This is a genomic window from Streptomyces sp. BF23-19, assembly GCF_041106355.1.
In the GTDB taxonomy this organism is placed as follows: domain Bacteria; phylum Actinomycetota; class Actinomycetes; order Streptomycetales; family Streptomycetaceae; genus Streptomyces; species Streptomyces virginiae_A.
Genome location: NZ_JBGBPT010000003.1, coordinates 193,644 through 213,794, shown reverse-complemented (window position 1 = coordinate 213,794; position 20,151 = coordinate 193,644). Strand labels below are relative to the sequence as shown.

General features: G+C 74.0%; 18 protein-coding genes. 14 read left to right on the top strand and 4 right to left on the bottom strand.

Annotation, left to right across the window (positions count from 1 at the left end):
• Positions 1-208: 208 nt before the first annotated feature.
• On the bottom strand, positions 209-1,492 hold the full coding sequence (locus tag AB8A24_RS03350) for an aromatic ring-hydroxylating dioxygenase subunit alpha (RefSeq protein WP_328959871.1): 1,284 nt from the start codon (positions 1,490-1,492) through the stop codon (positions 209-211).
• A gap of 396 nt (positions 1,493-1,888) precedes the next feature.
• Here AB8A24_RS03350 and AB8A24_RS03345 point away from each other — a divergent pair, with 396 nt between their 5' ends.
• The 8 genes from AB8A24_RS03345 to AB8A24_RS03310 all read left to right on the top strand — a co-directional run bounded on the left by AB8A24_RS03345 (position 1,889) and on the right by AB8A24_RS03310 (position 10,000).
• The gene (locus AB8A24_RS03345; RefSeq protein ID WP_328959872.1) at positions 1,889-2,305 is read left to right on the top strand and encodes a hypothetical protein; all 417 of its coding nucleotides are present in this window, start codon (positions 1,889-1,891) and stop codon (positions 2,303-2,305) included.
• Positions 2,302-3,603 (top strand): NADH-ubiquinone oxidoreductase-F iron-sulfur binding region domain-containing protein, encoded by a 1,302-nt coding sequence (locus tag AB8A24_RS03340; protein ID WP_328959873.1) that lies wholly within the window; start codon positions 2,302-2,304, stop codon positions 3,601-3,603. The genes AB8A24_RS03345 and AB8A24_RS03340 overlap by 4 nt, the downstream gene beginning before the upstream one ends.
• Positions 3,600-3,791 (top strand): ferredoxin, encoded by a 192-nt coding sequence (locus AB8A24_RS03335; RefSeq protein ID WP_030722029.1) that lies wholly within the window; start codon positions 3,600-3,602, stop codon positions 3,789-3,791. Before AB8A24_RS03340 ends, AB8A24_RS03335 begins: the two co-directional genes overlap by 4 nt.
• A 1-nt stretch (position 3,792) precedes the next feature.
• Positions 3,793-5,886 (top strand): acetate--CoA ligase family protein, encoded by a 2,094-nt coding sequence (locus tag AB8A24_RS03330; RefSeq protein ID WP_369474608.1) that lies wholly within the window; start codon positions 3,793-3,795, stop codon positions 5,884-5,886.
• A gap of 43 nt (positions 5,887-5,929) precedes the next feature.
• Entirely contained in the window at positions 5,930-7,126 is a 1,197-nt protein-coding gene (locus AB8A24_RS03325; RefSeq protein ID WP_328959875.1) for an acyl-CoA dehydrogenase family protein, read from the top strand.
• 38 nt (positions 7,127-7,164) lie between these two features.
• Positions 7,165-8,337 (top strand): acyl-CoA dehydrogenase family protein, encoded by a 1,173-nt coding sequence (locus AB8A24_RS03320; protein WP_369474606.1) that lies wholly within the window; start codon positions 7,165-7,167, stop codon positions 8,335-8,337.
• 92 nt (positions 8,338-8,429) lie between these two features.
• On the top strand, positions 8,430-9,392 hold the full coding sequence (locus AB8A24_RS03315) for a 3-hydroxybutyryl-CoA dehydrogenase (RefSeq protein ID WP_328959877.1): 963 nt from the start codon (positions 8,430-8,432) through the stop codon (positions 9,390-9,392).
• Positions 9,389-10,000 carry a TetR/AcrR family transcriptional regulator gene (locus AB8A24_RS03310; RefSeq protein ID WP_266479621.1) on the top strand — a complete coding sequence of 204 codons (612 nt, stop codon included), beginning with the start codon at positions 9,389-9,391 and terminating at the stop codon, positions 9,998-10,000. Before AB8A24_RS03315 ends, AB8A24_RS03310 begins: the two co-directional genes overlap by 4 nt.
• Before the next feature lie 55 nt (positions 10,001-10,055).
• On the opposite strand, the gene AB8A24_RS03305 is transcribed toward AB8A24_RS03310, so the two are convergent.
• From AB8A24_RS03305 to AB8A24_RS03295, 3 genes are all read right to left on the bottom strand, one after another.
• Positions 10,056-10,409 carry a hypothetical protein gene (locus AB8A24_RS03305; protein ID WP_328959878.1) on the bottom strand — a complete coding sequence of 118 codons (354 nt, stop codon included), beginning with the start codon at positions 10,407-10,409 and terminating at the stop codon, positions 10,056-10,058.
• A 312-nt stretch (positions 10,410-10,721) separates the two neighbouring features.
• Positions 10,722-11,513: an N-acyl homoserine lactonase family protein gene (locus AB8A24_RS03300; RefSeq protein WP_369474604.1), complete on the bottom strand. Its 792-nt coding sequence runs from the start codon at positions 11,511-11,513 to the stop codon at positions 10,722-10,724.
• 51 nt (positions 11,514-11,564) lie between these two features.
• Positions 11,565-12,182: a hypothetical protein gene (locus AB8A24_RS03295; RefSeq protein ID WP_369474602.1), complete on the bottom strand. Its 618-nt coding sequence runs from the start codon at positions 12,180-12,182 to the stop codon at positions 11,565-11,567.
• A 215-nt stretch (positions 12,183-12,397) separates the two neighbouring features.
• Between AB8A24_RS03295 and AB8A24_RS03290 the strand changes: the two genes are divergently transcribed.
• From AB8A24_RS03290 to AB8A24_RS03265, 6 genes are all read left to right on the top strand, one after another.
• The gene (locus AB8A24_RS03290; RefSeq protein WP_328959881.1) at positions 12,398-13,471 is read left to right on the top strand and encodes a DUF5954 family protein; all 1,074 of its coding nucleotides are present in this window, start codon (positions 12,398-12,400) and stop codon (positions 13,469-13,471) included.
• A gap of 160 nt (positions 13,472-13,631) precedes the next feature.
• On the top strand, positions 13,632-14,063 hold the full coding sequence (locus tag AB8A24_RS03285) for a VOC family protein (RefSeq protein ID WP_328959882.1): 432 nt from the start codon (positions 13,632-13,634) through the stop codon (positions 14,061-14,063).
• 175 nt (positions 14,064-14,238) lie between these two features.
• Complete coding sequence (locus tag AB8A24_RS03280; RefSeq protein ID WP_328959883.1) at positions 14,239-15,621, top strand: LCP family protein; 1,383 nt, start codon at positions 14,239-14,241, stop codon at positions 15,619-15,621.
• A 52-nt stretch (positions 15,622-15,673) separates the two neighbouring features.
• Positions 15,674-17,761 (top strand): SpoIIE family protein phosphatase, encoded by a 2,088-nt coding sequence (locus AB8A24_RS03275; protein WP_369474599.1) that lies wholly within the window; start codon positions 15,674-15,676, stop codon positions 17,759-17,761.
• A 110-nt stretch (positions 17,762-17,871) separates the two neighbouring features.
• Positions 17,872-19,197, top strand: coding sequence for a cytochrome P450 (locus AB8A24_RS03270; RefSeq protein WP_369474597.1), 1,326 nt, complete (start codon positions 17,872-17,874; stop codon positions 19,195-19,197).
• A 169-nt stretch (positions 19,198-19,366) separates the two neighbouring features.
• Positions 19,367-20,125 carry a GntR family transcriptional regulator gene (locus AB8A24_RS03265; protein WP_328959886.1) on the top strand — a complete coding sequence of 253 codons (759 nt, stop codon included), beginning with the start codon at positions 19,367-19,369 and terminating at the stop codon, positions 20,123-20,125.
• The last annotated feature ends 26 nt before the right edge of the window (positions 20,126-20,151 follow it).

Here is a 20,151-nt window from a genome sequence, read left to right as displayed (position 1 = left end):
GGGGAGTGCCTCGGGGGACATGGGGTCCTCTCCGTAGGGGCCGCAGGGGGACGGCGGGAGCGAGCGGTACGTGGGGGCTCGGTCGTGCGGCGGACGCGGTGCGGGCGGGGGCGCCGCGCTGACGTGGTACGGGCGTGCGGTGGTGCGGGCGTGCTGTCGTCCGGTGGTGCGGGGGTGCGGGGGTAGCGACAGGCGCGGCCCCCCCCGCCTACGGGGCGGCGCCGTCGAGGTCCGCCCGGATGCGGCCGGCGAACCAGCCGACCGCCGACTCGCGGCGTGAGAGCGGTCCGGGCTCGAACCCGGGGGTGGAGAGCCCCTTCTGCACGCGGGCGACCAGCTCGGCGTCCTCGTCGTTGGTGATCCAGCCGATGTGGATGTTCAGGCGCCGCGCGAGGCGGGTGCGCAGGCTGGTGCCGCGGCGGGTGTAGAACGCGCCCGGTACGGCCACGCGGTCCACCGCCGTGGGGATCGCGGTCCAGGCCAGTACGTGGTCGGGGTAGAAGTCGATGAGGGTGTTCGGGTAGATGACCGCGTACCGCCAGATCCGCCGGTCGGCCTCGCCGAGGCCCGGCATCGGTGCGGCGATGCGCTGGTAGAGGCGCTCGGCCCAGTTCGAGGAGGGCTTGTCGCGCAGCGGCGAGGCGAAGAGCGCGTAGGACTCCTCGATGTCGCAGGTGTAGCCCTGGTAGTCGAGCAGCCGCATCAGGCCGGGGTGGGCGACCGGGACGTGGTAGCCCTCCAGGTAGTTGTCGACCGCCACCTTCCAGTTGGCCTGCTGCACCTCGGCGGCGGCCAGGTCGTGGATGCGGGCGCGGCCGATGGGCACGAGGTCGGCCCCGGCGTAGTGGCCGACGGCCTCGGCGAGGCCGGCGCAGCTCGTGGCCAGCGGGACCGCGTCGGGGTCGAGGTTGACGAAGACGAAGCCGAGGAAGGACTCGACGCGGGCCGGGAAGAGGCCGAGTTTCGGCTTGTCGAGGCAGGGGATCTGGCGGGCCTCCGGGGCGCCGACCAGGCTTCCGTCGAGGCGGTACGTCCAGCCGTGGTACGGGCAGCGGATGGCCTTGCCGTCCGGTTCGGGGGCGGTCACCAGGCGGGTTCCGCGGTGGCGGCAGACGTTGAGGTGGGCGGCGAGGCCGCCGTCCTCGGTGCGGACCACCAGGACCTCGCGGTCGGCGACGGTGGCGGCGAGCCGCGCCCCCGGGTTCGGCAGGTCGGACTCGTGGCAGACGAGCTGCCAGGACCTGCCGAAGACGTGCCGGCTCTCGGCGGCGGCGGTCTCGGGGTCGGTGTAGTAGCGGGCCGGGAGGGCGGGCCCGGGGATGTCGGTGGCGGGGGCCTCGCGGCCGGCCGGTGCGGGAGCCGCGGCGTGGCCCGGTGGGCCGGTCCGGTCGGTCGGGTCGGTGCGGGCGGTGCCGGTGGTGCCAGCGGTGCCGGCGGTGCGTTCGGACCGGCCGGTACGGCCCGTCGGTGATTCGGGAGCTCTCGAGTGCATCGGTGACTCCTCCGTGCCGGCGTGCGGCGATCGGTGTCGGCGTTCGATGGCGTGGCAAGGCGGGTGGAGCGGGGGCAGGGCAGGGCGGCCCGGCGGCGGACAGGGGGTCGGGGCGGGAGGCCGGGACCGGCTGACCGATTGGACAGCCACATTGCTGGCTCATTTCCGCCGGGTCAAGACTTGTTCACTGACCGATCGGTCAGCTAGCGTAATTCTTGCCTGACCGATCGGTCAGCAAACGTGCTTTCCTGTCGCCGCACCGGCACCGTTCCCCGTTCGCCCTGCTCATAGGGGCGGACCCGGCCGTGCGGCCCGCCCGGCCCGTCCCGGGCCCGCACCCCGGATCTCTCCCGATCTCCCCGATCTCTCGATCTCCTGATCTCCCCGGAGGCACGCATGAGCGGTCATCGGCGTCTGGACTGGCTCGGGCTCACCCCCGAACCGGAGCGCGAACTCCCCACCGCGGTCGCCGCCCTGCGCGCCTCCTCGCACGGTGCGTCCGCAGGCCTCCCACCGCATGACCTGGCAGCCGTCGAACGGCGACGCGTGGAGCGCCTGATCCTGCGCGGCAACCGGCACAGCTGGCTCCGCTACCTCGCCGAGGTCACCGACCTGGTGACCGGGGTGGCCGCCGGGTCGCGGCCCGGCGACCCCACCGCCGCGCTGCTCGCCGGCGAGGTCGTCCTCGACCACCACCGCATGCTCATCGGCCTCCCGGGACCCGGATACGGCCGCACCGCCCAGGACCGCACCGCGCTGGAGAGCGCCGTACGGACCCTGCGCACCCACACCACGACAGGAGCCGGCCGATGACCACGATCCGCCTCCCGACGGCGCCGCCGCCCGGCACCGTCCTCGGAGCGGCGCCGCACCTCACCGAGAGCGCCGACGCCTACCGCGCCACCGGCGGCTACGACGCGGCCGCCGACCCGGAGGAGCTGCTCGCCCACCTCGCCGCCGCCGGGCTGCGGGGCCGCGGCGGGGCCGGTTTCCCGGCCGCCGTCAAATTGCGCTCCGTACGCGGCCGCGGCGGCTCCCCCGTCGTCGTGGCGAACGGCGAGGAGGGGGAACCGGGCTCGGTCAAGGACCGCTGGCTGCTGCGGGCCCGGCCGCACCTGGTCCTGGACGGCCTCGCCCGTGCCGCGGCCGTCACCGGGGCCGTACGCGGCTTCGTGTACCTCTCGGACCCGGCGGCGGGCGAGAGCGTGCGCCGGGCCCTCGCCGAACACCCGCCGCCGCTGCCCGTAGAGGTGGTCGAGACCGGCCACACCTACGTCGCCGGTGAGGAGAGCGCGGTGGTCCGCCGGATCGACGGCGGCCCGGCGCTGCCCACCACCAAGCCGCCCCGCCCGTTCGAGCGGGGGGTGGGCGGTGCGCCGACCCTCGTCTCCAACGTCGAGACGCTCGCCCGGATCGCCCTCACCGCCACCCGGCCCGACCTGCGGCGCGCCATCGCCCGGAGCACCCTGGTGACCCTGTCCGGCGGCCCGGCCGCGCCGGTGCTCACCGAGGTCCCGTACGGCATTCCGCTGCGCGCACTGGCGGCACGGTACGGGGCCCCGGAGGCGGCCGGAGCCCTGATGGGCGGGCTGTTCGGCGGTCTCGTCGACGCCCGCGCCCTGGACCTCCCCCTGGAGCCCGGCGCGCTCACCGCCGCGGGCACCGCCCTGGGGTGCGGGGCCCTCCACTTCCTCGCTCCCGGCAGCTGCCCGGTGACCACCGCCGCCGACGCGGCCGCCCACCTCGCGGCCGAGAGCGCCCGGCAGTGCGGGGTCTGCGTGTCCGGCACCTCGGCCGTCGGCAAGGCCCTGTACGGCCTCGCCGCCGGGACCGCCGGCCCGGACACCGCGGACAGCCTGCGCCGCTGGTCGCAAGGGCTGACCGGGCGCGGCGCCTGCGGACTCCTGGACGCCGCCGCGGGGATCGCGGGCAGCCTGCTCCGCTCCTTCCCCGCACACGTCCGCTCCCATCTCGCCGCGCCCTGCCCGGTGTGCGCGGCCGCCGCGCCCGCGGACGGCCGTCGCCGCCTCACGGTGGCCGTGCCGGAGGTCGTCTCCCCGCTCACCGCCGCCCCCGGCACCCCCGTGCCCGCACTGAAAGGAACGCCATGAAACTCCTGCTGGACTCCACCCGCTGCCAGGGCTACGGGCTGTGCCAGGAACCCGCACCCGACCTGGTCGAACTCGACGAATGGGGTTACGCGAACGTGATCGCCGTCGTCGTCCCGGCCGGCACCGAGGACGCCGCCCGCGCCTGTGTCGAAAGCTGCCCCAACTCCGCCCTGCGTGTGGAGGGATGACATGGGACGCGATCTGACCGCCCTCTTCGACCCCCGCTCGGTCGCCGTCGTCGGCGCCAGCGACGACCCGGCGAAGTACGGCCACGCGGTGGCCGCCCAGGCCCTGCGCGCCCCCGACCGGCGGCCCGTGCACCTGGTCAACCGGCGTGGTGGCACCGTACTCGGCCGCACCGCGGCCACCTCCCTGACCGCCGTCGGCGAACCCGTCGACCTGGTGGTGATCTCCGTGCCCGGCGCCGGCTTCGAGGCCGCCGTCGACGAAGCCCTGGCCTGCGGGGCGAAGGCCATCGTCGCCATCACCGCGGGCTTCGCCGAGGCCGGCCCCGCCGGCCTGGCCCGGCAGCGGGCGGTCGCCGCCCGGGTACGGGCCGCCGGAGCCGTCCTCGTCGGCCCCAACTGCCTGGGCATCGCCGACAACACCACCGAGCTGTACCTCGCCTCGGACCGCTTCGCCCCCGGCGGGGTCGCCCTGCTCAGCCAGAGCGGCAACCTCGCCCTCGAACTCCAGCTCCGCGGTGAGCCGCACGGCCTGGGCTTCTCCCGGTTCGTCTCCCTCGGCAACCAGGCCGACGTCACCCTCGTCGACCTCGTCGAGGACTGTTCCCGCCACGAGGCCACCTCGGCCATCGCCGTGTACGCCGAGGACTTCGGCGACGGCCGGGCCTTCGCGGCGGCCGCAGCCGCGGCGGGCAAGCCGGTGGTCCTGCTCACGGCCGGCCGGGGCACCGCCTCCGCCCGCAGCGCCCGGTCGCACACCGGGGCGCTCACCACCTCGGGCGACGTGGTGGCCGCCGCCTGCCGCGACGCGGGGGTCGAACTCGTCCGTACGCCGCGGGAGATGACCGTCGTCCTGGCCGGACTGGCCGGACCGGCCCGACCCGGCGCGGGGGTGCGTACGCGGGGCCGACGTACCGCCGTCTTCACCGACGGCGGCGGCCACGGCGCGGTCGCCGCCGACGCGGCCGAGGACGCCGGGCTCGAGGTACCGCAGCTCGGCGGGCCGACGCAGGACCGGCTGCGGACCGTGCTGTGGGAGCAGTCCTCCGTCGCCAACCCCGTCGACCTGGCGGGGATGGGCGAACAGCGGCCCCTCTCCTACGCCGACACGGTCGGGGCACTGCTCGACGCCGACGAGGTCGACGCCGTCCTGATGACCGGCTACTTCGGCGGTTACGCCGCCTCCGAGGGCGGTCTGGGCGGCGGCCCGGCCGGGGGTTCCGTACTGGCGGAGGGCGAGGCCCGGGCCGCCAAGGAGATCGTCGCGCACCTGGCGTCCGCCGCCCCGAAGCCGCTGGTCCTGCAGTCGATGTACCCCGGTTCGCCGAGCTGCCGGGTGCTGGCCGAGGCCGGGGTGCCGGTGTTCGCCGCCACCGAGGACGCCGCCCGCGCGCTCGCGGCGATGACCGGACGGCGCAGTCCGGTGGACGCCACCGGTGTGCCCCCGCTGCCGAACCCCGCCCCGCCGCTGTCGGACCCGGGCTATCACGGGGTACGGGCGCTCCTCGACGCCGCCGGGGTGCCGTTCCCGGCGGCGCGCGAGATCACGGACGAGGCCGGACTGCTCGCCGCGGCCGCGGAGTTCGACGGCCCGTACGTGCTCAAGGCCCTGCACCTGCTGCACAAGTCCGACGCCGGCGGGGTGGCCCTGCGCCTGGCCGACCGGGACGCGCTCCTCGCCGCGTTCCGGGAGATGCACGCCCGGCTCGGCGCGCCCGCCTACTCGGTGGAGGCGATGGCCGACCTCACGGACGGCATCGAGCTGATCGTGGGCGTGAACCAGGACCCACGGTTCGGGCCGATCGCCCTGGTCGGGCTCGGCGGCGTCCTCACCGAGTCGCTCCGCGACGTCGCCTTCGCGCTCGCGCCCGTACCGGCCCGGCGGGCCGAGGCCCTGCTGCGCGGTCTGCGCAGCGCCGCGCTGCTGGACGGCGTACGCGGCCGGCCGGCCGTCGACGTGGCCGCGGCGGCGGCCGTCGTCGAGCGCATCACCACGGTGGCCGCGGCGCACCCGGAGATCGCCGAACTGGAGGTCAACCCCCTGCTGGTGCGCCCGCACGGCGCGCTCGCCCTGGACGCGCGGGCCGTCCTGCGCTGACCGCTCCACCCTCACCCCCTGTGCTCTGGAGGACTGACTTCACATGGACTTCCGCTACACACCCGAGCAGGCCGATCTCAAGGCCCGCGCCGCCGCCTACGCGCGGCTCCTGATGACCTACGAGGACCGGTCGGAGGAGGCCGGCGGCCCGCTGCCCGTGGAAACGGTCCGCGAACTGACGCGCGCCGCCGTCGACGCCGGTGTCTACGCGATCAACATGCCCGCCGAATGGGGCGGCGCCGGGTTGTCGCTGCTGGACCAGGTCATCGTCGAGGAGGAGTTCGGCAAGGTCACCAACTGCCTGTGGGACATCCCCTGGCGGCCCGCCAACGTCCTCGCCCACGGGACCGAGGCGCAGCGGGAGAAGTACCTGCTGCCGGTGATCCGGGGCGAGCGGTTCGACGCGTTCGCGGTGACCGAGCCCGGTGCCGGCTCCGACCCCGGTTCGGGCACGAGCACCGCGACCCGTACCGCCGGCGGCTGGCTGCTGAACGGCGAGAAGTGGTTCGTGACCTGCGGGGACATCGCGGACTTCCTGCTGGTGCAGGCGGACGCGGGACCCGAGCGGGCGGCGACGCTGTTCTTCGTGGACAAGCAGGCGCCCGGGGTCGAGATGACGCGGGTCCCGCGGTTCATGCACTCCGCGGTGAACGGGCACCCCGAGTTCACCTTCACCGATGTGTTCGTCGCGGACGAGGACGTGCTCGGTGGTGTCGGCAACGGCTACGAGCTGACCAAGGAGTGGTTCACGGACGAGCGGCTGATGATCGCCGCCCGGACGGTCGGCGCCGCCGAGCGGGCCCTGGAACTCGCCCGGGACTGGGCGATCGAGCGCCGACAGTTCGGCTCCCCCATCGCCGACTTCCAGCTCATCCAGGGCATGCTCGCGGACTGCGCGGTGGACATCGCCGTCAACCGGGCCTACACCCATCAGGTGGCCTGGGAGGCCGACCGGCCGGAGACCGACCGCAAGACGCTGCACGCGAAGGCCTCGACGGCGAAGCTCGCGGCGAGCGAGGCGGCGGGCCGGGTCATCGACCGATGCGTGCAGATCTTCGGCGGGCGCGGCTACGACCGTACGTACCCCGTCGAGCGCATGTACCGCGAACTGCGCGTCGACCGGATCTGGGAGGGCACCTCCGAGATCCAGCGCCTGATCATCGCCAACGAGCTGATCAAGCGCGGCACCCGGGCCCTCGCCTTGCCCTCGGCCTCCCCCGCCGACCACCCCGCCTCCTGACGACCGCTCCCCCACCACGACCCAGAGGACACACAGACATGGACTTCCGCCTCACCGCCCGTCAGGAAGAGCTGCGGAGCGCGGCGCGCGCGCTCACCGACTTCATCGAGAAGTACGAGCTCGACTGCGAGGAGAACAACGGGCTGCCCCCGCAGGCCCACACCGAGATCCGCGACGCCGTCCTCGACAGCGGGCTGCAGGCCGTCAACATGCCGAAGGAGTGGGGCGGCGCCGGCCTCACCATCCTGGAGCAGGTCACGGTCCAGGCGGAGCTCGGCCGGCTCACCGGAGCCCTGTGGGACATGGTGTGGCGTCCGGCCAACGCCCTGTCCTTCTGCACGCCCGAGCAGCGCGAGCGCTACCTCGTCCCGGTGATCCGGGGGCAGCGCCGCGACTGCTACGCGGTGACCGAGCCCGAGGCCGGCTCCGACCCGCAGAACCTGCGGACCACGGCGACGCGGACCGCCGGCGGCTGGGTGCTGAACGGCGAGAAGTGGTTCGTGACCGTCGGCGACCACGCCGACTTCATGATCGTGCTGGCCGCCGCCGGGGAGGAGCGCGCGCCGACCCTCTTCCTCGTCGACAAGGACACGACGGGCATCGAGATGACCCGCGTGCCGCGCTGGATGCACACCTTCGTCTACGAGCACCCCGAGTTCACCTTCACCGAGGTGTTCGTGCCCGACGACGCGGTGCTCGGTGAGGTGGGGCAGGGCTACGACATCACGCGCTCGTGGTTCACCGAGGAGCGGCTGATGATCGCCGCCCGGACGATCGGGGCGGCGGAGCGGGCCCTGGAACTCGCCCGGGACTGGGCGGTCGAACGCCGCCAGTTCGGCTCCCCCATCGCCGACTTCCAGCTCATCCAGGGCATGCTCGCCGACAGCGCCGTCGACATCGCCGTCAACCGCGCCTACACCCACCAGGTGGCCTGGGAGGTCGACGAGGGCGTCATCGACCGCAAGACGCTGCACGCGAAGGCGGCCATCGCCAAGCTGGCGGCGAGCGAGGCGTCGGGCCGTGTCGTGGACCGGTGCCTGCAGATCTTCGGGGGGCGCGGCTACGACCGCTCGTACCCGGTGGAGCGCCTGTACCGCGAGCTGCGTGTCGACCGGATCTGGGAGGGCACCTCCGAGATCCAGCGCCTGATCATCGCGGGCGAACTGGTCAAGCGCGGTACCGGCGTGCTGCGGATGCCGTCCGCGGAGTGACGCACGGGGCGACCCGGGCCGGTGGTCCGGGTCGCCCCCACCCACAGGGGGCCCTAGGAGCGTCAGAAGCATCAGAGGAGGAGGACCGATCGATGACCGATGTCGAACGGGTCGGGATCGTGGGCTGCGGGCTGATGGGATCCGGTATCGCCGAGGTCTGCGCCCGGGCCGGGCGGGAGGTCGTGGTGGTGGAGACGACCCGTACGGCAGCGGCCGCCGGCCTGGAGCGGATCACCCGCTCCCTGGAACGCGCGGCGGCGTCCGGGAGGCTGACGGCCGCCGAACGGGACGCGGCCGTCGGCCGGATCGCGGTGACCCCGGACGTGGCGCGCCTCGCGGACCGGGACCTCGTCGTCGAGGCGGTGGCGGAGGACGAGCGGGCGAAGCTGGAGGTCTTCGCCCTGCTCGACCGGGTGGTGGAGCGGCGGGACGCGGTCCTCGCGACGAACACCTCCTCCATCCCCGTCATCAGGCTGGCCGCGGCCGTGTCGCGGCCGGAGCAGGTCGTCGGCCTGCACTTCTTCAACCCCGTACCGGTCCTTCCGCTGGTCGAGCTGGTGCCCTCGTTGCTCACCGGAGAGGAGACCGTCCGGCGGGCGCACGCCTTCGCCTGCGAGGTGTTGGGCAAGGAGGTCGTCCGTGCCCGCGACCGGGCGGGGTTCGTCGTGAACGCGCTCCTCGTGCCGTACCTGCTGGCCGCCGTGCGCATGGCCGAGCACGGCGCCGCGTCGGCGGAGGACATCGACCGGGGCATGACCCTGGGCTGCGCGCACCCGCTGGGGCCGCTCGCCCTGGCCGATCTGATCGGCCTGGACACGGTGCAGGCCATCGCGCGGTCGATGTACGCGGAGTACCGGGAGCCGTTGTACGCCCCGCCGCCGCTGCTGGCCCGGATGGTCGACGCGGGCCGGCTGGGCCGAAAGACGGGCCGGGGCTTCCACACGTACGGCGACCGCGGGAGCGGTGCGATGCGCGAGGATGGTGGTGTGGTGGCCACGGCAACCGGGCCCACCCGCCCGGTCCACGGGCGCCGACACGGGGAGCAGCCAACGTGACCAAGGCCGAGCGCGCACTCGAGACGCGTGAGCGCATCCTCATCGCCGCGTGCGAAGTCATCGCCGACATCGGCTTCGAGAACGTCAGCATGCGCAAGGTCGCCGAGCACGCCGGTGTGTCGAAGGCCCTGTTGCACTACCACTTCGACACGCGGGAGAAGCTCTTCGCCGAGGCGATGACGCACTCCTTCGCCCAGACCGGTACGGACACCGAGGGCGTTCCCGACTCGGTGTCCTCCTCGGTGGTCCTGGCCCGCATCCTGCGGAGCATGCTGCCGACGGACGCGGAACTCCGCCAGGACTGGAAGCTCTGGCAGGAGTTGTGGGTGCGGGCCCAGCGCGATGCGGCGGCCCGGCACTTGGCCGTCGACCTGTACGACCAGTTGCACGCGTGGGTCGGCGGGGCCGTGGAACGGGGCATCCGCTCGGGGGAGTTCGCCGCGTGCGACGTCGCCGCGCTCGGCACCCTGGTGCTGGCCCTGTGCGACGGCCTCGGCATCCGGCTGATGCTCGACGACCCCCGGGTGGATCTCGCGACGGCCCGGGCGACGATCTGGCGGGCCATCGCCCCCACGCTGGGCATCGATCCACGGTTCCCGGAGCTGTGACCGGCGTGACAGGCGTGTCCGGTGTGTTCGGTGTGTTCGGTGTGTTCGGTCCGGGTCAGCCCGGACCGTGCACGGTCTGGACGTTGCCGACCGCGTCGACGGTGAGGGCGACGCGCTCGGTCCTGTTCCCCATGGCCAACACGATCCACACGACCCCCCACAGCAGGCAGGTGAAGATGGTCAGGATCGCGTGCAGGAGGTGGTTGACGTTCCCGCCGCGTACGAGCACCGCCTGCGTCGGGGAGCGCGATTCGACGCGCCAGCCGAGGGCGACGTACTGGTTCACCGTCCAGTCGAGGATCGCGGTGCGCCGCGCGTCGTCGAGCGGCTCGCCCGGGGGTGCGTAGAACAGTTCCGGGGGCGGCTCCGGGGGCGGCCCCCAGCCCTTCGGTTCGTCGGACTTGGCCATCGGTCCTACCTCCCCACGCGTCGGGGCCGCCGGAGGGCGGCGCCGGGCGGGACGGTTTCGGTACGGTCCCGCACATCCCAGAGTGCGCCGGACGGGCGGGTCCAGCATTCCGAGCCCGTCCGACCAGGCCTTTCGCCGGAGGGACGGTCGGGTTCGACCTTGTCCTTCGGGGCCATTGTCAGTGGCTCGCCCTACAGTGCGAAGCATCCCATTCAAGGGTTGAGGCGGGCTGCCTCGCTGCACGATCCCGCCCCACCGGACCCCCTCGGGGGACAGCGACCGGTGGGGTGGCGCGCGGCCCCGCCGACCGGGTCAGTCCCAGAACTCGCCGTCCTGCGGCAGGGCGGCGAAGTGGTCCGGGTCGTGGGAGAGGAAGACCCGGATGCCGGCCCGGGACAGCGCGCGTAGGCGCCCGTAGGTCAGCATCTTCTCCTCGGTGTTCCAGTCGCTGAGCATGGGCACGTTGCGGTCCAGCCCCGCCTGGAGGTGCGCGGCGTCGCCCATGAGCGCGATCCGGCCGTGGTGGTCGAGGTCAAGGATGACCCCCTGGTGGCCGGGGGTGTGGCCGGCGGTGCGCACGAGGGTGAGCGTGCCGTCCCGGAACAGGTCGGTGTCACCGCTCAGTTCGAGGAAGTCGTAGTGCCGGCCGCCCGCGTAGTCCTCGAAGGCGTAGCCCCGGGCCGTCCAGCGGTCCGGCCACCAGGCGTGGCGCAGTTCGTCGTGCTGGGCCACGTGCACGGCGTGCGGGAAGTAGGTCATTCCTCCGGCGTGGTCGAGGTGCAGGTGGGAGTAGAGGACGTACCGGACGTCGGCGAGCCGGTAGCCGAGGCGCTCCAGCTGCGCGTCGACGGCGTGTGCCCGGGTGAACCCCTCGGCGCCGTACGCGCTCCGCAGGCCGGGCCCCCAGTGGGCCTCGGCGGCCTCCGGGTCCGCGACGCGGTGGTTGACGCCGGTGTCGAAAAGGATCGGTCCGTGGGTGGCGTGCTCGATGACGGCGACCGTCGAGGGCACGGTGACCGTACCGCTCGCCCCGTACAGCAGGGCGCTCCTCGGCATGGTGAAGGGTCCCGCGTCCACTGTCGTCACGCGCAGTCTCGGAGTCACCGCGGGGACCTCCCTACCCACGTGCCGGCGGGCGGATTCCTCCTGTCCAGACTAGGCCGTCCGCGGCGGGACCACGCGTCGGAGGGCCTCGGCGAGGGCGGGCGGCGAGTCCACCGAGACGTACACCGTCGCGGCCTTCACCGGCCCGGCCGGCCCCAGGTCGAGGAGTACGGGCGGGTCGAGGTGCAACGCCACGTTCAGGGCGCTCTCCACCGAGCAGGCCACCGCCCCCGGTTCGCCGGGTACCGGCCTCGGGCCCCGGCCGGGAACGGTGCGTACCACCGGGGAGGTGGAGCGGACCGCCGAGCGCGGCAGGGTCACGTCCCCGAGGAAGGCGGTCCGCAGGATCACGTACTCCTCGCCCACCTCGTGCGGGTGCCGGACCAGCGCCGCCACCATGCCCAGCCCGCCGAGGATCAGCAGGAGCTCCAGCGCCGCGTGCAGCGGCCGGACCATGGGCGGCAGCATCGAGGAGAACAGGAAGGCCACCACGATCTCCGTCACCGCCAGGACCAGCACCACCTGCCGCGTCCCGGCCGAGTGCCGCGGCCCCGGCGGCGACGGCCGCCGCAGCACCGCCGCCGTCAGCGACCCGGCCCATATCCGTACGATCCCGGCCCGGCTCGGCCCGAACGTCACGACCCCCGTCGTCGGATCCGCCACCGTCATGACCGCCCCCTGCCCGTCGCCACCGTGCCTCGTTCCTTCTCTCAGGCTCGCGCGCGTCCGGCGGAGCGGACAGTGACGAATGTCAGGGATGTGCCGGGAACATGCCAGAGGTGCGCGGACGGTACCGCCACCGGGTCCTCCGCGGCCGGGGAATCGGTGAATCGGGGGCGGCGCCCCGGACCGGTCGGCAGGATGGGGCCATGGACCGTGGGGACATGAGACCGCGCGGGTCGCGGCCGGTGGTGGTGCGGGTGCCGGTGGAACCGGTGGAAGCCGCAAGGGAGGCCGACGCGCTCGACGCCGTGGCGCGTGCGGGCGACGTGGTGGTGCGCGGCCCGCTGTTCGGGGTGGCGGCGCAGTCCCCCGGGGACGGGCCGCGGTGGCGGGTGGTGCTCGAAGTGACGGCCGGCTGCCCGCAGCAGGCGCGTGACGGGCTGAATTCGCGGCTGTGGTTCCACGCGAAGGACGAGGCGCGGGACCGGGCGGAGCGGCGCGAGCTGCTGGCGGCGGTCGCCCGGCTGGAGAGCGAGCGCGTCGACGAACTCCTCGTCTCGGGGACCCGGTACCGGGTGGTGCGCGCCGAGGAGTACGCCGCCTCGGGTCCGGGCGGTATCGAGGCGCCGCGCCCGACGGATCCGGAACCCTTGGTGCCCGACTGGGACCGGGCCGCTCGGGAGCCCGGGATCGACGACGGTCTGGTCATGGATCCCGACGCGCCGGTCACCCCTACACAGGCGTTCGAACAGCTGGCGCTGCGCGACCTGTGCTACACGGGCGGACGGTTCCCCGAGGAGGTGCGCGCCGATTCGCGGCGGGCCCTGGACACCCACCCGGACGTACTGGTGATGCCGTCGACCTTCGGCGTCGTGGAGCGGACCAGGGACGGCTGGCGGCCGGTCAGCGGCCCGCACGCGACCCCGCACGCCGCCCGCAAGTCGCTGGACTTCGCCCTGACGTGGATGTGGCCCCGGATGCGGGGGCACATCCCCGAGGACGCCGACCCGCGCACGGACGCCCGTACGTGGACGGCCGCGGCCGGCGGGGGGCCCGCCGACGTGCGGGCCGCGAAGCTGGCGGCGTACGCCGGGGCCGCCGACACCCTCCGGGCCGGACGCGTCAACCGGCTGGAGTTCCAGGACGCCGTGTACCAGATCGTCCGGACCCGCCGCCTGTTGCGCTGGGGGCCCGACGGGCCGGAGCGCCCGCGGCCGTCCGACGTGAACAGCCAGGAGCCCGCCCCTATCCATCTCGCGCTCGACGAGGACGGGCGCGTCCTTCCCGACGACTGACCCGTGACCCGGGTCGGTCCTCCCCGTGGAAGTCGGCGCCCGCCGGGCGTTTCGACGTGCGCCGCCGGGCCTCCATGGGAAACGGTGGACCCGCCCCCCTGCGCAACCCGCTGTGCAACCCGTTGTGCGACCCGCTGAAGCCCGACCGAGGGAGACACCCATGAACTGGACACTCGAAGTCGTCCCCGTCCCTGTCACCGACATGGATCGCGCGAAGAGTTTCTACGCCGACCAGGTCGGCTTCGGCGTCGACCTCGACGACGAGGTCTCCCCCGGCGTGCGCATCATCCAGATGACCCCGCCCGGTTCCCGGTGTTCCGTCGCCATGCTCCAGGGCATGCCCGAGGCGCCCGGGGGTCGGATCATGGCGCCCGGCACCCTGCACGGCCTTCAGCTGTGCGTCACGGACATCGAGGCGGCCCGGGAGGAGCTGGTGGCCCGGGGCGTGGACGTGTCGCCCGTGCGGAGCGTCGGCGCGTCGGGCTGGCAGGAGGGCAAGGGCGGGACCTGGAACTCCTTCATGACCTTCGAGGACCCGGACGGCAACAGCTGGGTCGTCCAGGAGGCTCCCTCGGAGCTGTCCGAGCGCTGACCGGGTCCGCGCCGCGCGCGCCCGCGTCTGCCGCGGCGGCGGCGGGCAGATGTACCAAGCCCGCCCCCCTGCGGGGTGGAATCCCGGCGCGTACACCCCGGGCGCTCGCACACAAGGCCAGTACATTCCCCATTTAATCCGGTTAGTCCGGTTCGTTCTATTTTGGGGATGCGCCTTGCGTCGTACCGCTGTCGCTCTGACCCTGCTGACCGCCCTCTCCTGCGGCTCCTTCGTGGGCTCGCAGGCCGTCTCGGCCGCGAGTGCGTCCGCCGGTGGTGGCAGCGGCGGTGGCGCCGGCCGGGGTACCAACATCCTGGTCGTCGGCATCGACAGCCGCGCCGGGCTCTCCGCGGCCGAGAAGCGGCGGCTCCACGTGGGCGGCAAGGGGTGCAACTGCACCGACGTGATGATGCTCGTCCACCTCTCCCAGAACCGGCGGCGCGCGAGCATCGTCTCCATCCCCCGCGATTCCTACGTCGAGTACGCGGGCACCACCGCCACCGCCCCGGCCCGCCGCGGCAAGATCAACGGTGCCTACGCGGTCGGCGGCGGCCCGCTCACCGTGGCCACCGTGGAGAAGGCCACCGGACTCCACATCGACCACTACCTGGAGACCGGTTTCACGGGCTTCGAGCAGACCGTGAACAACCTCGGCGGCGCCACCGTGTGCACCGACAAGCCACTCAAGGACGAGAACTCCGGGCTCGACATCGGAGCCGGCCGCCACCTCGCCGACGGCAACCGCGCACTGCGCTACGTCCGGGCCCGGCACGTCAACCTCCGGCCCGGCGACCTCGGCCGGGTCCGCCGCCAGCAGCGCGTGGTCAACGACCTGCTGGCCCGGCTCACCGCGGAAGGCGCCCTCGCCGGCCCCATCAGCACGGCACGGACCGTACGCACCCTGCTGAAGACCGTGCGCACCGATGAGCGCACCGGCCTGGACGACCTGGTCCGCATCGGCTGGGCGCTCGGTCACCTGCGCGCGGACCGGACGGAGTTCGCGACCGTCCCCATCCGGCTCTTCGACCACCGCGTCCCGGGCGTGGGTTCCACCCTGGTGTGGGACGAGGCCCGCTCCGCCGCGCTGTGGGACGCGCTCGGCGCGGACCGCCCGGTCACGGGCGACACCCGGATCCAGCCCGTCACGGAGAACCCGGCCCCGACCGATCCGGCCCGGTTCGCCGTCCGCGTGGACGACACCGATGTCGCCGCCGCCCTGCGCGGCAACGGGTTCGTCGTCACCGACACCTCGGCGACCGCACCGCCACAGCGCCCGGCGGGCCCCCCGGTCATCCGCTACGCCACCGGCCAGGAGGAGAACGCGGCGACCGTCGCGGCCGCGCTGCCCGGTGCCCGCCTGCAGGCCGACCCGGAGCTCGACGCGGTCGTCGAGGTCGCCGTCGGCGGACGGCCCGTCCGGGTCGAGGCCGTCACCTTCGACCGCAACGTGGCCGACGGCGCCCCCGTGACCGCCGACCGCCTCCGCTGCGCCGAGGCTCCGGCCGCGGCCGGAGCCGCCCGGCCGGGGGGCGCCGTGGAGCCATCCGGGCGACGATGAGAGATGGGGGCCACGCACAGTCACGAGGCCGTTCCGGAGGAGCGGGTGCACGATGCATGAGGAGATGCCGCTCGACGACCTGATCAGCAGCGCCGCCCAGGACGCCGGAGGCTGGCTGGGCGCCCTGCCGGTCGCACTCGTGGCCACCAGCAACGACGGGATGATCGTGCGCTGGAACCACGGCGCCCAGCAGCTCCTCGGCTACGCCCCGCCCGAGGTGCTGGGGCGGCACATCTCCGATCTCCTCCACCCGGGAGCCGACCGCAGCCTGGGCCGGTCCTTGTGGGAGACGGCCGCCACCGGGCGCGGGGTCATGGGTACGGTCACCGCCTGGCACAGCAAGGGTCACCCGCTGGAGCTGGAGATCTGGGCCTGCCCGGTCCCGGACCGCCGCCACGGCGCGTCGGCCGTGCTGGTCTTCGCCGCGGACGCGCACGCGGCCCGCCGCATCCGCGGGTCCTCGGCCGTCTGGGACGGGCTGTTCGCCCGCTCGCCGGTCGGCATCGGGGTCCTCGACACGCAGCTGCGGTTCCTCCAGGTCAATCCGGCCCTCGAAGCGATGAACGGGCTCGCGGAGTCCGCCCATGTCGGGCGGCGGCTGGCCGAGTTGCTGCCCGAGGTGAACGCCGACCAGATGGAGGAGGCGATGCGCCAGGTCCTGGAGACGGGTGAGCCGGTCCTCGACCGGCGCCGCACCGGCCGGACCCCGGCCGACCCGGACCGCGACCATGTGTGGTCGTGCTCCTACGTGCGCGTCGAGGACCCGGCCGGCCGGCCGATCGGCGTGATCGCCTCGCTCCTCGACATCACCACGCAGCAGCGGGACCACACCGAGGCCGAGGCGGGGCGGCGCCGTCTCGCCCTGCTCAGCGAGGCGAGCTCCCGGATCGGCGCCAGCCTCGACCTGGAGCGCACGGCGCAGGAGCTCGCCGACCTCGCCGTCCCACACCTGGCGAGCGCCGTCACGGTCGACGTCCTGGACTCCCTCGCCCGCGGCATCGAGCCGGGCACGGGGCTGGCCGGCGGGGTGGCCCTGCGCCGGTTGGGCAAGGCCCCGCTGACCGGATCCGCCGTCACACAGGCCTTGGCGCCCTTGGGCCGGACCCTCATCTTCCCCTCGACCGCCCCCTACACCCAGGCCTTGGCGGCCCGTCAGTCGTTCCTGATCGCCCACCTCGACGAACGGACCGTCGCCCCCGCGGCCCGGCACTCCCTTAAACCGGCCCAACTCCTCGAGCTGGGCGTGCACTCGTTCATGATGACCCCGCTCATCGCCCGCGACATGGTCCTCGGCGTCGCCACCTTCTACCGCACCGGACCCACCGGCCCCTTCGGGTCGGACGACGTCACCCTCGCCACCGAGCTGGCGGCCCGTGCCGCCATCAGCATCGACAACGCGCGGCTCTACCACCACGAGCACGAGACCGCGGTCGTCCTCCAGCGCAGCATGCTCCCCCAGCACATCACCCCGCCGGTGGGGATCGAGATCGCCCACCGCTACCTGCCGGCCAGCGACGTCAACGAGGTCGGCGGTGACTGGTACGACGTGCTGCCCCTCAGCGGAGGCCGGGCCGCGCTCCTCATCGGCGACGTCATGGGCCACGGCATCGCGGCCGCCGCCGTGATGGGACGGCTCTCCGCGACCGTCCGCGCGCTCGGCCGCCTCGACATGCCTCCCACCGCCCTGCTGCACCAGCTCGAAGCCACCCTCGCCGACCTGTCCGACCCGATGCTCGCGACGTTCCTCTACGTGGTCTGCGATCCCGCCACCGGCCACTGCTCGGTCACGCGCGCCGGACATCCGCCCCCGGCCGTGGTCCAGCCCGACGGCACCGTCTACCTCGTCAAGACCCCGCCGGGCGTCCCGCTCGGCGTCGGCGGCATCTCCTTCACCACCACCGACATCGACCTGCCGCCCGGCAGCACCCTCGTCCTGTACACCGACGGGCTCATCGAGGCGCGCAGGCGCGACATCGACGAACGCCTGGGCGAGCTCACCGGTCTGCTCGCCGCGCCCCAGCAATCGCTCGACCACCTCTGCGACTCCCTCATCGCCCATCTGGTGCCCGCCTCCGCCGACGACGACATCGCCCTTCTCGCGGCCCGTATCGGCGTACCCGCCCCCCCGCCACCCGTGTGATTCGGGCCATCGACCCTCCGGCGCTGTCACCGCACACGTCCGTCCCCGTACAGTCCGTGATGGCGAAGCGACCTCGGGCACCGTCCCGACAGCCGGACAGGAGAAGAGCCGTGGCCATCGACGCCAGGAGCGAGCCACCCGCCTCGCGGCGGTCCGGGACGGGGCGGCCGCTCCCCGAGGCCGATGCCGACTGTGTGGAGCGGTGGCGCGCCCACCAAGGCGAACTGGTCGACCTGTTGACGCGGGTACGGGAACGGCTCGGCGGGGTCGCCGCGTTCCGCGTCGGGCCGCGGCCCACCGTGCTGGTCACCGCGCCCGAGGCCGTGCAACACGTCCTCGCCCTGCACCCCGACCGGTACGTCAAGCGCTCCCACCGCGCCCGCCTGCTCATCGGTGACGGGGTGCTCGCCGCCACCGGCGAGGCCTGGAAGTCCCAACGCAAGCTGTTGCAGTCGCAGTTCACCGGGAAGGGGATGCGCCGCTACGAGGAGCGGATCCTCGGGGCGGCCCGGACCGCGGCCGGGCGGTGGGCCGACCACGCGCGCACCGGGCGGACCTTCGACCTGGGTGAGGAGATGCGCCGCTTCGCCCTCGACACCATCTGGCGGGCGCTCACCGGGCACCCGCTCGACGACACCACGGCGCACGAACTGACGGCCGTGGCCACCGTGGTGGCCGCACTGCCGAGTCTGCCCGCCGACCAGGTGGACGCCCGGGACGCCGTCGCCGACGATCTGGCCCGGATCGACGAGGTCGCCCGACGGGCGGTGGCCGCGGCCCGTGACGGCTCCCCCGGCCCCGACGGGCCGGGGCTGCTCCAGGTGCTGGTCGACGCCTCGGCCGAGCGCCCCGAGTACACCGACCGGCTGGTGCGGGACGAGCTCGTCACCCTGCTGGTCGCCGGCCACGAGACCACCGCGACCACACTGACCTGGCTGTACCTGCTCCTCGACCGCCACCCGACGGCCCGCGAGGAGGCACTCGCGGCCGGTCGCGAGGGCTCACCGGAGCGGCGCGAAGCCATCCAGGCACTGGTCGGCGAGACGCTCCGGCTCTACCCGTCCGCGTGGATCCTGCCCCGGCACGCCCCTGAGGCCGAGGTCCTGGCGGGCTACCACGTCGAGGCGGGCACGGATCTGCTGGTCTGCCCCTACCTCACCCACCGGGATCCCGAACTGTGGCCGGATCCCGAGCACTTCGACCCCCGGCGCTTCACCGTTCCGGGCGGCCGTCCCACCCGGCCCGGCGCCTACCTGCCGTTCGGCATCGGCCCCCGCGCCTGCCTCGGCCAGCAGTTCGCCCTGCGGGAGTCGGTCGCCCTCCTCGAACTCCTGCTGCCCGCCCACGTCCCGTCCTTCCGGGCCGTGCCCACCCGGGCGGCGTACAGCATCACCGTGCGCCCCGACGGCCCGACCCCGGTGACGCTCACCCGCTGAGCGGCCGGTGCCGGTCGCCGGCGATCCCGGGTACGGGGCGCCATGAGCGACCGTGCCGCACCGGAGCGGGGGTCCTGGCTACTCCAGCAGCTTTCGCCGGGTGCAGTAGCGTGCCGGCACCCCCTCAACACCTTGGCCTGCGCCGAGCAGATCGACCGGAGGATCGCCCATGCCCCGTGAGGCGCCGTACCTCGAAGTGGCCGACGCGCTGCGTGGCCGGATCCTCGCCGGCGAGTGGGAGGTCGGCGAGCGCCTGCCGTCCCGGGTGCGGCTCGCCGAGGCGTACGGGGTCGGCCGCAACGTCGTGCAGCGGGCCATGGACCGTTTGATCATCGACGGTCTCCTCGAGGGGCGCACCGGATCGGGCACCTACGTCCGCGTGCCGCGCGAGCGCCTGCGGTTGGTCCGCTCACGGCACCGCGAGCGCCGGGAGGGGCCTTCCCTGCGTTCCGCGACGCGGGAGCGGGGCAGGGCCGATGCCTGGGACGCCGACAGCCGGGTGCGGGTCCCCGCCCCCGAGGCCATCGCACACCGGCTGGACATCAGCCCCGGGGACCCTTGCGTCCACACGCACTACGAGTTCCTCGCCGACGGGCAGCCCGTGCAGCTCTCCGCGTCCTGGGAGCCGATGGCGATCACGGACGGAACGCCTGTCGTGCTGCCCGAGACGGGTCCCCTGGCGGGCCAGGGGGTGGTCGAGCGCATGCGCTCCATCGGTGTGGTCGTCTCGACCGTGGTCGAGGTGCCGCGCCCGGCCCGGGCCACGCCCGAGCAGGCGAACCTGCTGGGGATCGGCGTGGGGGACCTCGTGCTCCTCATCGAGCGCACCATCTACGACACGCGGGGACGCCCGGTGGAAACGGCCGACATGGTGATTCCCGACGCGCGCCGCGAGGTGGTCTACGCGTTCGGGGTCGACCGCCCGTAGCCGCCCGATCCGTAGCCGCCCGAACC

Coding starts and splice junctions, on each gene's coding strand:
- AB8A24_RS03295 (WP_369474602.1), bottom strand. CDS start 12,182: ATGACGGTGGCGGATCCGACGACGGGGGTCGTGACGTTCGGGCCGAGC.
- AB8A24_RS03315 (WP_328959877.1), top strand. CDS start 8,430: ATGACCGATGTCGAACGGGTCGGGATCGTGGGCTGCGGGCTGATGGGA.
- AB8A24_RS03275 (WP_369474599.1), top strand. CDS start 15,674: ATGCATGAGGAGATGCCGCTCGACGACCTGATCAGCAGCGCCGCCCAG.
- AB8A24_RS03345 (WP_328959872.1), top strand. CDS start 1,889: ATGAGCGGTCATCGGCGTCTGGACTGGCTCGGGCTCACCCCCGAACCG.
- AB8A24_RS03330 (WP_369474608.1), top strand. CDS start 3,793: ATGGGACGCGATCTGACCGCCCTCTTCGACCCCCGCTCGGTCGCCGTC.
- AB8A24_RS03325 (WP_328959875.1), top strand. CDS start 5,930: ATGGACTTCCGCTACACACCCGAGCAGGCCGATCTCAAGGCCCGCGCC.
- AB8A24_RS03285 (WP_328959882.1), top strand. CDS start 13,632: ATGAACTGGACACTCGAAGTCGTCCCCGTCCCTGTCACCGACATGGAT.
- AB8A24_RS03305 (WP_328959878.1), bottom strand. CDS start 10,409: ATGGCCAAGTCCGACGAACCGAAGGGCTGGGGGCCGCCCCCGGAGCCG.
- AB8A24_RS03340 (WP_328959873.1), top strand. CDS start 2,302: ATGACCACGATCCGCCTCCCGACGGCGCCGCCGCCCGGCACCGTCCTC.
- AB8A24_RS03350 (WP_328959871.1), bottom strand. CDS start 1,492: ATGCACTCGAGAGCTCCCGAATCACCGACGGGCCGTACCGGCCGGTCC.
- AB8A24_RS03265 (WP_328959886.1), top strand. CDS start 19,367: ATGCCCCGTGAGGCGCCGTACCTCGAAGTGGCCGACGCGCTGCGTGGC.
- AB8A24_RS03320 (WP_369474606.1), top strand. CDS start 7,165: ATGGACTTCCGCCTCACCGCCCGTCAGGAAGAGCTGCGGAGCGCGGCG.
- AB8A24_RS03290 (WP_328959881.1), top strand. CDS start 12,398: ATGAGACCGCGCGGGTCGCGGCCGGTGGTGGTGCGGGTGCCGGTGGAA.
- AB8A24_RS03335 (WP_030722029.1), top strand. CDS start 3,600: ATGAAACTCCTGCTGGACTCCACCCGCTGCCAGGGCTACGGGCTGTGC.